We start from the raw sequence: 11682 nt of genomic DNA, 5'->3' as shown, positions 1-11682 counted from the left end.
CCCGCGAGGTGGGCCGGGTAGGTGCCCATCGTCGGCCGCGGCCACGGCGCCTCCCCCGGCCCCGGCCGACGATGGGCACCTACCCGGCCCACCTCGCGGGAACCCGGCCGTCCAGAAGCAGGCCGTTGGTGCTCGGTGGTGGCCGCGCATGGGACCCGGCGCCTCGTGAGCCGCAATCAGTTGTCGCCTTTGTGGTAACAGTCGACCTTCAGGCCCAGCGATGATTGCTGCTATAGATCTCCATCGTTGTGTTTCGAGACGGTCGGACCCGCGTAGTGGAGAAAAATCCTCGAATCAGACGTGTTCGGACGTCCATCGTGTGCCGTGAAGGTCTGTCCGCGCCGCGCGATGTGTGCTCCGTGTGAACTCTGTGCACTGTGTGCGACGCGTCGGGGACATCGCCGGAAGCCCTCTCCGACGGAAGGGCGCGACCCCTCCGCGGCGATTGCGGCGACGATGGCCGGGTGCTCCCCGTGTGTCCCTCATGTGCGCTGCGGCATCGGGCGCGCACTGCGCAGCCTGCGAAAGGGCATCGTCCGCTACCTTCCGCGCCGCAGGTGACCCGGCGGTTACCCGTTGCTGGTGAGGAGGGTGTGTTCTCCGCGTGGGCGGACAGCCGTCACGTCCGGCGTGTCCCGGGGCGAGGCGGAGTAGCGTGCGGGACCGGACGAAGGCCCGCGTATCCTTGTTCCTTCGACCCCGGGGTCCGGCGAGTAGCCCCGGCCGGTCACGGATGACAAAGGTGCATTCGACGAGCACCGCTCCCGGATGATGGTCTTGCGTGCCGGCAGCCCGCCCACAACCCCGGCCAATCGCCGGAAAAACCGATCGGACAACTACGAGACCGCACGGAAACGTGATCTCAGCATCACCGGACGGTCTCCTGACTGGTAGCAAAGACCTTGCAACCGTCAGCCGCCGCCGGCCGCTCCGTGACCGGGCGGTCGCGAGCGGCGAAGCAGGCCCGGCCGCAGTTCCGGAGACCGGGAGCATCAGGCCACTTGAGGGAGGAGGAACGTGGCTTCCGACACCATGACCCAGTTAGTCCTTCCTGGCGCGCTAGTGATGGTCAGCACTCCCGATCGAGGAGTGCCGGTCGCGAGCATGGCGGACTGGCACGACGCCCTCCTCAACGCCAAGTCGGGCGTGACTCCCGCGATGAAGCTCGTCGCGTTCACGATCTGCACGCACAGTGAGGCCGCGGCGCTCCCGGCGCCGGCCGGCTCCTACATAACCTCTCCCGGCCTGGCGCTGCTCTGTGAGCAGACCAACTACAGCCGCACCCACGCCCAGCGGCAGCTGTCGGCACTGCGTACCAACGGCTGGCTCGTGACGATCCACCGCCCGGCGGCGGGCCGAACGGCGCGCTATCTGCTGAGCGTGCCGGAGGCGGTGGCGCGCACGGGTGGCTACCGGCTCGCCGGGTCGGGTACCGAGCAGGGCGGGCAGCCCGGCGGCACCGTTGCGGGAGCGACGGCCGCCCCCTGTACCGCGGTCCCAGCCGCCGCGCCGCAGGGTGGGGACCCACGTGGCATCGCCGCCGTCCCGACCGCGGGCGTTTGCGCCGAGTCCGCCGTTCGCGCGGCGGGCGAGCAGGCGGGCCCCGCGGGCCCCGACACCGGCTACTTCGCCGGGGCGTCACTGGAACGTCCGGCGCTCATCCGCCGCCGCAAGCACCCGACCTACGGCGCAGGCGGCCGGGGCATCATGCGGATCCGTCGCAAGCCGCGCACACTCCCGCCGTCAGCCGACACGGACCTGCGTGCGGCACCGGGGTCGACGAACCCCGCCGGCCCCCAGCCCGCCGTGCCCGGCGCCTCCTCCGAGGCCGGCCCCGAAGTCGGCTACGGCGAGCGCGCGATGGCTGTGGGCGAGACGCCCTACGTTCCCTTCGGCCCGGTGGTCGGCACCGTCGGCCCGGCGGGGTCGGGCGGGGGCCACGGGAACTCCGGCCCACACCTGCAGGCCGTCGCCTCCGACATGACCCGCGCGAGGCCTACCGTGGCCGGAGGAATCTGCGCCGGCGGCTCTGCGGCGAGCGGCGCGCCTGCCGCGGGCGCACCGCTGGCGGCACCAACGGCGAGCGCACCAGCAGCGGCCGCGCCGTCCCGCGGTGGGTTCGCCGAGGGCATCGCCGCCGAGGGGATCTCCGCCGTGCAGGAACCGGCCGGAGGAGTCTCCGCCCCGGATACATCGGGCGGGACCGCGCCGGTCGGTGAGTCGACGGCCCTGCGCACGCCGGGTCCGCGGTCCGCGGGCGAGGAAGCGACGCCGAACCGCCAGGCCGGAGAGAGTCCGCGGCATCCGGACCCGTCACCCGTGGTTCGGCCGGAGGCCGCCGTCGGCTCGGACAGCACGCCTCCGGCGCAGGAAGCGGCGCAGCCGACTCCGGAACCCGAACCCGAGCCGGAGCCGGAGCCGGAACCGGAACTTGATCCGGAGACCGCGGAGCTGTGGACAGCCGCCGGGCAGGTGATCGACACGCTTGCCAACCTGCTCCGCGGGCCGGTCGAGGATTTCGACGTGCTGCGTCAGCAGGTCTTCGACGTGCTCTCTGACGGCACTTGGGCTCCGGTCGAGCTGGCCACCCACCTGGTCAACTTCGTCGCGACCGGGGTGTGGGTCAACGGGGACGGGGTTGTGGACAACATCCGCTGGCGGATGGACCGGCTGCCGCGTGGTGTCACCCAGTGCAGTTGCCGTTCATGCCTGGGCTGGCAGTCCATGCCGGACCGGCCGGCCCGGCCGGGCCCCCGACCGTCGGACAGCCCGCTCGGCCCGGTGACATCGGTGACCACCGCGGCGACCAGGAAACAGCCCGCGCCCTCGGCTGCGTCACCGCCGGGCGGCGGCGAGGAGCCGCCCGGCCCCCCACTGCCGGGCGCCGGCACACCACCGACGCCGCCGAGATCCGCCGTCGCGAAACGCGGGTCTGCGAGGGCTGCCCAGCCCGAGCCAGCTGAGCCCGTTGATCCTGGGCGCGAGCCGGCCCCCCCGACCAGGCCGACGGTTTCGGCGGATCTGCCTCCTCCGCCTCCTCCTCCGCCTCCCGACCTGGCCGCCATCGCCGCCGCCGCGGCGGCGGGGGCCCAGGAGGCCCGGGAGAAACAGGAGGCCAAGGACAGGCAGGAAGCGCATGATCGTGAGGAGGCACTCCAGGCCGCGATGGCCAAGGTGACGGAGATCGCCGCGGGCGCGGCCGTGGTGGCGCCGCCGGACAGCGTGGGGCAGGGCGCGGGCACCGAAGATCCGGAGGTGGAACCGACAGCGGGCGTGTGAGGCCGCTGCCGCACTCGGCCCCACCTCGCGCTCGACCCGGCTCTCAGCGACGCTCCGTGTGCAGCGGCATGATGGGTTCCATGGGCGGCGACGACACCGAACGGGCCTGGGCGGCCACCGGCAACGGGGTCGACACCGGAGCCGGGGTCGACACCGGAGCCGGGGTCGAGCCGAGATCCGGGACGGAGCCCACCTCCGGAAGCACGGCCGCCGGGAACGACTGCGACGTCCTCGTGGTCGGGAGCGGATTCGGAGGGAGTGTCGCCGCACTGCGCCTGGCGGAGAAGGGCTACCGGGTCACGGTGATCGAGGCAGGTCGCCGGTTCAGCCCGGCGACGCTGCCGAAGACGAGCTGGGACGTCCGCCGGTACCTGTGGCTACCCCGCCTCGGCTGCCACGGCATCCAGCGGATCACGCTGCTGGGGCGGGTGCTCGTCCTGTCCGGCGCGGCCGTCGGCGGCGGGTCCGTGGTGTACGCGAACACGCTGTACCGTCCGCTGGACGCCTTCTACACGGATCCGCAGTGGGCCGGTGTCACGGACTGGCGGGCCGAGCTGGCGCCGTACTACGACCAGGCCGAGCGCATGCTCGGCGCCACCCGGAACCCCTCGATGTCCATGGCCGACGAGGTCTTCCAGGCAGTCGCGCACGACATGGGCGTCGGCGACACCTTCCGCCTGACCGACGTCGGCGTCTTCTTCGGCCGCGACGGCCGGCGTGAACCCGGAGTCACCGTGCCGGACCCGTACTTCGGCGGGGCCGGGCCCAGCCGCACCGGCTGCGTGGAGTGCGGCGAGTGCATGACCGGCTGCCGACGCGGCGCCAAGAACACCCTCGACCGCAACTACCTCTACCTGGCCGAACAGCGCGGTGCCCGGGTGGTGCCGGACACGACCGTGCGAGGGGTCCGGCCCGACGGCCGCGGCGGCTACGAGATCCAGACGGTCCGCACCGGCGCCCGGCGCCCGGGTGACCGCGGCGCGGGCCACTGGACGGCGCGGCAGGTCGTGTTCGCCGCGGGCGCCCTGGGTACGCAGCGCCTGCTGCTGGCGATGCGGGACGGCGGTCAGCTGCCGGATCTGTCGCCGCGCCTGGGCCACCTGACCAGGACGAACTCCGAGGCCATCCTCGGTGCGACCCGGCCGCTGCCGGACGGCCGCATCGCCCGCGGAGTGGCGATCACGTCGTCGTTCTACCCGAACGACCACACGCATGTGGAACCCGTCCGTTATGGCCGCGGCAGCAATCTGATGGCACTGCTGTCGGGCGCGATGACGGACGGCGGTGGTCGGCTGCCTCGTTGGGTGGCCTTCCTGCGAACGGTGGCGCGACGCCCGTACCTCGCCCTGCTCGGGGTGCCGTGGCGCTGGTCGGAGCGAACCATGATCGCTCTGGTGATGCAGTCACGGGACAACTCGCTGACGGTCCGCCGGCGTCGGGGCCCGTTCGGGACCTCCTGGCTGACCAGCCGGGCCGGCCACGGTGAGCCGAGCCCGACCTGGATTCCCGAGGGCAACCAGGCGGCGCGGCTGGTCGCCGAACGGATGGGGGGCCACGCCGGCGGGGTGATCACCGAACTGGCGAACGTCCCGATCACCGCGCACATTCTCGGTGGGGCGGCGCTGTCCGAAGATCCGTCGCATGGAGTGATAGACCCCTACCATCGGGTGTTCGGTCATCCGGGTCTGCATGTCGTCGACGGTGCGGCGGTGCCGGCGAACCTGGGGGTCAACCCGTCGCTCACCATCACCGCGATGGCCGAGCGGGCCATGGCGTTCTGGCCGAACCGGGGCGACGCCGACCCGCGGCCCCCGATGGGAGCGCCGTATCGGCGAGTCGCCCCGGTGGCACCGTCCCACCCGGCCGTGCCGGCTGGCGCGCCCGGGCACTACACGGTGAGCTGACCCTGGGCCTGGGCCTGGGCCTGGGCCCGGCCCCGAGGCCTGCCCCCGGGGCCGGGCCGCTCCGCAGAGCCGGCTCGGTCAGGTGTGGCGGCCGGCCTCGGTCATGGCGTCCACGCCGGGCATCTCCTCCATACCGGACGTCACCTCCGGCCCGACGCCCTCGGTGATGTTGTTCCGGACCGGCGGGACCGGCTGGGCGGTGACCTCCTCGGCATCGGCCGAGGCCAGGTAGCGGCGGGCGGCCACGGCCGCCGCGGCGCCGCTGCCGACGAGCAGCAGAGTGACGAACCCGCGCCGCCGCCGGCGGTGGACCCGGGCGAGCCGGTGCTCCGCCTTCGCCAGTCGCTTCTCCAGCAGCTCCTGGGCCCGGTCGGCCTGCGCCCGGGCCTTCGACTCCGAGCGGACGGCGCGGCGCGAGCGCGACTTCTCCAGACGCAGCTCGGTCGCCATCCGCGCCCGCTCCGCCGAGATCTCCGCGCTCGAACGTGCCTTCTCGATCCGCCGCGCGGTACGGCCCGACGCCTCCGAGGCCTTGCCGGCGGCGAGCCCGGCGGCCCGGCTGGCCGCCTTGCCGGCGGCGCTCCCACCGGTGCTGGAGACATCGGAGACCCGGTGCGCCAGTGTGCTTCCGGCGTCACGGGTCGCGTGTGCGGCGGACCCGGCGGTACTGCCCGCCTTCACCGCGGCCTTCGCCGCGGCGGCGCCGGCGCGATCAGCCACGTTGCGCGCGGCGCCCGGGATCCCGCTCACCGGCGCGGCCTCTGTGACGTGCGCGAGCCTGTCCTTGAGTGTCGTCGTGCTCATGGCTTCCCTTCGCTGACTGCGTCGTTGATGTCGCGATCGGAGGTGAAGGCGTGCCGTGCGGCAGGCGCCCGAAGCCCCACCCGGGTGAAACGCGCCGTCAAGATCTGTGCAGTGTCCCGTACCCCGTCCGTTGGCCGTTACAACGTGACGGGCCCTCGGGTCGTGTCACCTACGCTTGCGACACATGCCCGATGCTGTCCGCCGAGGGCGTCCGGTGGGATCGGCGGTGGCCGCTGCCGTCGTGGGCCCGGCATACGATCGGGCGAGACAAGAGGTACATGCCGAAAAGACGGAGAGAAGGCAGGCTCATGGCCGAGGAGCTGTACGCGACGCTGCGCACGACTCAGGGCGACATCGAGGTCAGGCTGTTTCCCGATCATGCCCCGAAGACGGTCAAGAACTTCGTCGGGCTTGCCACCGGGAGCCGGGAGTGGGCCGACCCGCAGACCGGCGAGAAGAAGACCGGCGTCCCGCTGTACAGCGGAACGATCTTCCACCGCGTGATCCCGAACTTCATGATCCAGGGTGGTGACCCGCTGGGTAACGGCCGCGGCGGCCCCGGCTACAAGTTCGCCGACGAGTTCCACCCGGACCTGCAGTTCAACCGCCCGTACCTGCTCGCGATGGCGAACGCCGGTCCGGGCACGAACGGTTCCCAGTTCTTCATCACCACGGCCGCCACCGACTGGCTGAACCGCAAGCACACGATCTTCGGTGAGGTCGCGCGGGGCACCGAGGTCGTGGACGCGATCGGCAAGGCCCAGACGGGCGCGCAGGACCGCCCGTTGACCGACGTGGTGATCAACGAGATCGTCATCGACACCCGGCCCGTCTGAGGCGTCGAAACGACCATGAGGGCGGGGGTGGCGCGCGTGGCGGCCTGTCATGATCGCGGTGCTGCGGTGCGGCGGGGCCGGCTGTGACGCATCCGCCGGCAGGTGACGCGGAACGTGGCGCTCCTGCGCCGCGCGCCGACGAGCCTGGGCAGTGGAGCCGACCCCTCCCACCGGGCGGTCCGGTCCTCTCCGGCCAACCGGAACAGCCGGTTCTGCCGGGGCAGCCCGGCCAGTCCGGTGGGCCCGGGCAGCCGGGTGGGCCTGCATCGCCCGGCCCGCCCGGCCCGGCGGCCGGGAGCCCGGCGCCCGCGGGGCCACCGCACCTTCCGCACTGCTATCGCCACCCGGAGCGGGAAACCTACGTCTCCTGCCAGCGGTGCGGGCGGCCGATCTGCCCGGACTGCATGCGTCCGGCGGCGGTCGGCTTCCACTGCCCCGAGGAGTCCGGTGCCGGCTCGGACCGGCAGGGCCCGGCCCGTCGCTCCGGCGACCGCACGAGCTTCGGGGCGCGGCGGCGGGTCGGCCGGCAGGGGCTGGTCACCCAGGTTCTCCTCGGCCTGTGCGTTGTCGCCTACGTCCTGCAGGACCTGCCCGGGCTCAGCCGCAACGCGAACGACGTCAACCGGTTCAGCCAGGACTTCCTGCTCAGCGGTGTGGACGTCGCCCTGCACGGCCAGTACTACCGCCTCGTCAGTGCCGCCTTCCTGCACGGCCACTACCTGCACATCCTGGTGAACCTGTATGCCCTGTTCGTGCTGGGCTACCAGCTCGAGGCGATCATCGGGCGGGTGCGGCTCATCGGGCTCTTCCTCGCCGGCGCCGTTGGCGGGAACGTGCTGAGCTACGTGGTCAACGGCCTGGATGCGTACTCCCTCGGCGCGTCGACCGCCATCTTCGGCTTCTTCGGTGCCTTCTACGTGATCGCCCGGCGAATGCGGGCCGACACGACCCAGATCCTGATCCTGATCGTGCTCAACTTCGCGATCACGTTCACCCTGAACAACATCGATCGCTGGGGGCACATCGGCGGCCTGGCCGCCGGTGCACTGGTGGGACTGATCTACGCCTATGTACCGGCGCGGCGCGCGCCGGTACAGGCGGCGGGCGTGCTTGCGCTGATCGCTGTGTTCTTCGCTGTGGCCTTCGCAAAGACCGCGTCCCTCGGCCTGCCGGTTCTCGGCGCCTGACCGTGCCCGATCGCGCCTGACCCGACCCGGTCCGGCCGGCCCGACCGTTCTCAGCCGAGCCGGGCGCGCTGCTCCTCGATGACCTCCGCCACCCGCTCCGGATCCGCGCCAAGCTGTCGGCGGCTGAGCAGCACCGGTCCGTCGAGGGTCTCGATCTCCAGGGTGCGCACGTGGACGAGGCGGCGGTTGTGGGTCAGGGCCGAGGAACGGACGCCGAGCACCGCGGCCCACGGCAGGTGCCGGCGGCGCAGCCCGTCCACGTAGTCGAGTCCGCCGGCGGTCAGTCGCAGCGCGGGCCGGCCTGCCGCGTCCCGGACGGCCAGCCCCACCAGCCCCAGCCCGACCAGACCGACGAGCAGGCGTCCCGCGTTGTCGAGGGACGCCGCCCGCCAGGCCAGGCTCTCGACGGCGGCGACGACGAGCAGGGCGCCGCCGCCCGCCGCGTACGCGGCGCACCGCAACAGCGAGGGAGACCAGGAAAGCTTCTGCGGTGCCACGGTCAGATCCTCGCCGCCGCGCCTGCGGCATCCGCGGGATCCGGGGCATCCGCGGGATCCGGGGTCGCGGCGCGAAGGGCGGCGACGGCGGCCAGCGCCCGTTCCACCACCTCCACCCGACCCAACCGGAGCGCGTCCTGCCGGATCCGGCTCGCCGCCGCGTCGCCGAGATGGGCGTCCAGACTCGTGACCAGGCCCGCGAGCTGCTCCGCGTCGACTCCCACCACCGCGGGGGCGTCGGGGTCCGCCTCCGCCGCGATCAGTATCAGCAACGCTTCCTCCTCCCGACCCAGCCTGGCGAGCAGGTCGGCCGTGTTACGCAGGGTGGTCCACTGCTGCGGCCAGCTTCCGGTCCGCAGCCACTGCTGGATCACCTCCGGGTAGCAGGCGGCCGCGGTGGCCAGGTCGCCGGTGCGCGCCGCGGACGAGGCCAGCGTGACCAGCGTGATCCCCACGATGAAGGTGATGGCGCTGGAACGGGCCTCGCGCAGGGCGCGCTCGGCGTGCCAACGGGCCAGGGCGGGGTTGCTGTGCGTGTGGATCTCCGCCTGGACGTAGGGGACGAACGCCCGGGTGACCGCCATGGTGGTGCCGGCCATGAACCGGTCGGCGCGGGTGATCAGCTGGTCGGCCAGCGCGTCCCGGCCGCCATAGGCTGCCGCCAGTGCCGCGACGGCCAGCTGGTTCGGGATGCGGTACGAGTCGACCTCGGCGCAGGCGGTGAGGTTCTCGACGGAGGCGTCGTAGTCGCCCGTGAAGAGCGCGACGGTGCCCAGCGCGTACTGGGCGACACTGACCCCGATCTCGTCCTCGGCACAGGCGAGCGAGCGCCGGGCGAGGTCGACGGCCTGCGCCAGGCTGCCCGACCGCCACGCCGCGTGGCTGGCGGCGGCGAGAAGCTGCGCCGCGTCCGGCAGGTCGGCGACTCCGGGAAGCTCGGTGCTGTCCAGCGTCCAGGCCCACAGCTCGGCGTTGTCGTGCCAGATCGCGTACTCCTCGATGTCGACGCAGATCCGTACCGCCGCCGCCACGTCACCGCGCTCCAGCAGCCGTTCGCGGCCGGCTCGCAGCACGGGCAGCGCGGCGAGGATGCGCCGGCCCCACCACGGCGCGTCCCCACCGGTCAGGCCCGCCGCCGCGGCCCGGCTGAACGCGCAGGACCAGGCGGCGACCAGATCCTGGGCGGCCTCGAGCTCACCGGCCGCGCGCGCCGCCTCCGTCCCGTATGCCCGGATGCTGTCCAACATCCGGAACGCAGTGCCGCCGCCGGGGTCGACCGGTGACGGGACCGTCTCCACCATTGAGGTGTCGACGAGGGCGCCCAGTGCGGCCACCGGATCGTCGTCGGCGATCGCCGTGGCGACGAACTCGGCGACCGACAGCTCGAAGACACCTGGGACCGCGGCCAGATGGCGGAAAAGCCGCTGCGCGCCGGCGTCGAGCAGGCGGTAGGACCAGGCGATCGTGCCCCGCAGGGTCTGGTGGCGATGGTCGTCGGCGGGCCCTCCGCCACCCCGGCCGAGATCGAGCCCGGTGTCCATCCGGGCGCGCAGGTCGGTCGGGTGCAGCACCGTCAGCCGGCTCGCTGCCAGCTCGATCGCCAGCGGCAGGCCGTCCAGCCCGCGGCAGATCTCCACCGCGTCGCCGACGGCCGCGCGGCTCAGCTCGGTGCCGCCGCGGGCCTGCCGCGCGCGGTCGAGGAACAACCGGACGGCGGCGGCGTCGGCGGCGTCGGCCGGGTCGGTGCCCGGCGCGGGCAGCGCGAGCGGCCCGAGGCGGAACACCCACTCGCCGGCCGCGCCCAGCGGGGCCCGGCTCGTGGTCAGCACCGCGAGGTGCGGCACCCAGCGGAGCAGTTCGACCACCAGGGCGCGGGCGGCGTCCAGCAGGTGCTCGCAGTTGTCGATCACCAGGATCTGCCGGCGGGTCGACAGGAAGTCGATCACGGCGTGCAGCAGGTCACCTCGGGTGCTGACCTCCAGCGCCTGGGCGAGAACGAAGGGCACCGTCGCCTCGTCCCGTACGGGTGCCAGCTCGACCAGGGTCGCCCCGTCCGGCCACAGCGGAGCGGCACGGTGCACAAGGTCCAGCATGAGGCGCGTCTTGCCCACGCCGCCGGGCCCGACGATGGTCACGCACCGGTCGGCGCGCAGCAGCTCGGCGAGTCGGTCCAGTTCGTCGGCGCGTCCCAGCAGTGGTGTGGGGGAGCGGGGCAGGCGGACTCGCGGGCTCCGCGGGTCCTGCGGGCTCCGCGGGTCCCGCGGGTCTCGGTCGCCGGGCGTGCCCCGCTCCGCGGGTTGTGAAGGCGGTGCCGCGGCAGCAGCCCGGACGGGTGGTGGGGTGCCACGGACGAGCTCGCCGCGGGCCACCGCGCGTTCGAGGTCGGCCAGCGCCGCCGACGCGGCCAGACCCGTCTCGTCGGCGAGCCGGCGGCGGAAGTCGCGGGCGGTGGAGAGTGCTTCGGGGGCCCGCCCGTCCAGTGCCAGGGCACGGATGAGCAGCACGTGCGCGGCCTCCCGCAACGGGTCGGCAGCCGCTGCGTGCACGGCGTCCCCGATCACGACCGCCGCGGGTTCGCAGCCGAGGCGGGCATCCAGGAGCTCATCGGTGAGCGTCTGGCGCAGCCGGGCCAGCCGGACGGCCTCGGCACCGAGCGGGCCGCCCTCGCCGAACTCCGCCAGGGCGTCACCCCGCCACAGGCCGAGGGCCAGCCGCAGCTGGCCGGCCGCGGCCGCCGGATCGGTCGGGCGCAGCGCGCGGGCCCGCGCCGCGGACGCCTCCACCCGGGCGGCGTCGAGGCTGTTCCCGGCGAGCACGAGCCGATAACCGCCGCCGTCCCGGAGGAGGTGGTCGGCCCGTGCCCCGAGGTGGCCTCTGATTCGCGAGAGGTGGCTGTGCAGTGTCGGGCCCGCGGAGGTGGGCGGATCCGTGCCCCAGACGGCCTCGGTGAGCGCGCCGACTCCGACGACCCTCGCCTGAGCCAGTGCCAGCGTGGCCAGCAGGGCCCGCCGCCGGGCGCCGGGAACGGCGACCTCCGACCCGTCGACGCGCAGCCGCATCGGGCCGAGGATGTCGACCTCCACATCCGCCCGCGGGGCGGAACGGTCGTCGGGGATGGTGCCGCCGGTCATCTGTGCATTTCCCCTCCCGGCCGACCCCTCCCTGTCGGCGGAAG

Annotated in this window: 7 protein-coding genes; 4 read left to right on the top strand and 3 right to left on the bottom strand. The window is 73.5% G+C overall.

The genetic code is table 11. The features are described from left to right. The first annotated feature begins 1032 nt into the window (after window positions 1-1032). Together AB1460_RS26280 and AB1460_RS26275 are read left to right on the top strand one after the other, a co-directional pair. Window positions 1033-3279 (top strand): hypothetical protein, encoded by a 2247-nt coding sequence (locus AB1460_RS26280; protein ID WP_368964787.1) that lies wholly within the window; start codon window positions 1033-1035, stop codon window positions 3277-3279. 80 nt (window positions 3280-3359) lie between these two features. After that, entirely contained in the window at window positions 3360-5183 is a 1824-nt protein-coding gene (locus AB1460_RS26275; protein ID WP_368964786.1) for an FAD-dependent oxidoreductase, read from the top strand. 78 nt (window positions 5184-5261) lie between these two features. Here AB1460_RS26275 and AB1460_RS26270 read toward each other — a convergent pair whose 3' ends face one another. Next, window positions 5262-5987 (bottom strand): hypothetical protein, encoded by a 726-nt coding sequence (locus AB1460_RS26270; protein WP_368964785.1) that lies wholly within the window; start codon window positions 5985-5987, stop codon window positions 5262-5264. Window positions 5988-6295: 308 nt separating this feature from the next. Here AB1460_RS26270 and AB1460_RS26265 point away from each other — a divergent pair, with 308 nt between their 5' ends. Further along, complete coding sequence (locus AB1460_RS26265; protein WP_018636603.1) at window positions 6296-6823, top strand: peptidylprolyl isomerase; 528 nt, start codon at window positions 6296-6298, stop codon at window positions 6821-6823. Between the two features lie 404 nt (window positions 6824-7227). Then, a complete protein-coding gene (locus AB1460_RS26260) occupies window positions 7228-8010 on the top strand; it encodes a rhomboid family intramembrane serine protease (RefSeq protein WP_368964784.1) in 783 nt (260 codons plus the stop codon). 50 nt (window positions 8011-8060) lie between these two features. Here AB1460_RS26260 and AB1460_RS26255 read toward each other — a convergent pair whose 3' ends face one another. Both AB1460_RS26255 and AB1460_RS26250 read right to left on the bottom strand, forming a co-directional pair. Further along, window positions 8061-8507, bottom strand: coding sequence for a PH domain-containing protein (locus tag AB1460_RS26255; RefSeq protein WP_368964783.1), 447 nt, complete (start codon window positions 8505-8507; stop codon window positions 8061-8063). 2 nt (window positions 8508-8509) lie between these two features. Next, window positions 8510-11638 carry an AfsR/SARP family transcriptional regulator gene (locus AB1460_RS26250; protein ID WP_368964782.1) on the bottom strand — a complete coding sequence of 1043 codons (3129 nt, stop codon included), beginning with the start codon at window positions 11636-11638 and terminating at the stop codon, window positions 8510-8512. Window positions 11639-11682: the final 44 nt, after the last annotated feature.

Source organism: Parafrankia sp. FMc2 (genome assembly GCF_041008525.1).
Taxonomy (GTDB): domain Bacteria; phylum Actinomycetota; class Actinomycetes; order Frankiales; family Frankiaceae; genus Parafrankia.
Note: the sequence above shows the minus strand (reverse complement) of the source record. Positions and strands in the feature narration are given on the sequence as shown.

Excerpts from the sequence above, each read along its gene's own strand:
- AB1460_RS26280 (WP_368964787.1), top strand. The coding sequence starts at position 1,033 with ATGACCCAGTTAGTCCTTCCTGGCGCGCTAGTGATGGTCAGCACTCCC.
- AB1460_RS26275 (WP_368964786.1), top strand. The coding sequence starts at position 3,360 with ATGGGCGGCGACGACACCGAACGGGCCTGGGCGGCCACCGGCAACGGG.
- AB1460_RS26270 (WP_368964785.1), bottom strand. The coding sequence starts at position 5,987 with ATGAGCACGACGACACTCAAGGACAGGCTCGCGCACGTCACAGAGGCC.
- AB1460_RS26265 (WP_018636603.1), top strand. The coding sequence starts at position 6,296 with ATGGCCGAGGAGCTGTACGCGACGCTGCGCACGACTCAGGGCGACATC.
- AB1460_RS26260 (WP_368964784.1), top strand. The coding sequence starts at position 7,228 with ATGCGTCCGGCGGCGGTCGGCTTCCACTGCCCCGAGGAGTCCGGTGCC.
- AB1460_RS26250 (WP_368964782.1), bottom strand. The coding sequence starts at position 11,638 with ATGACCGGCGGCACCATCCCCGACGACCGTTCCGCCCCGCGGGCGGAT.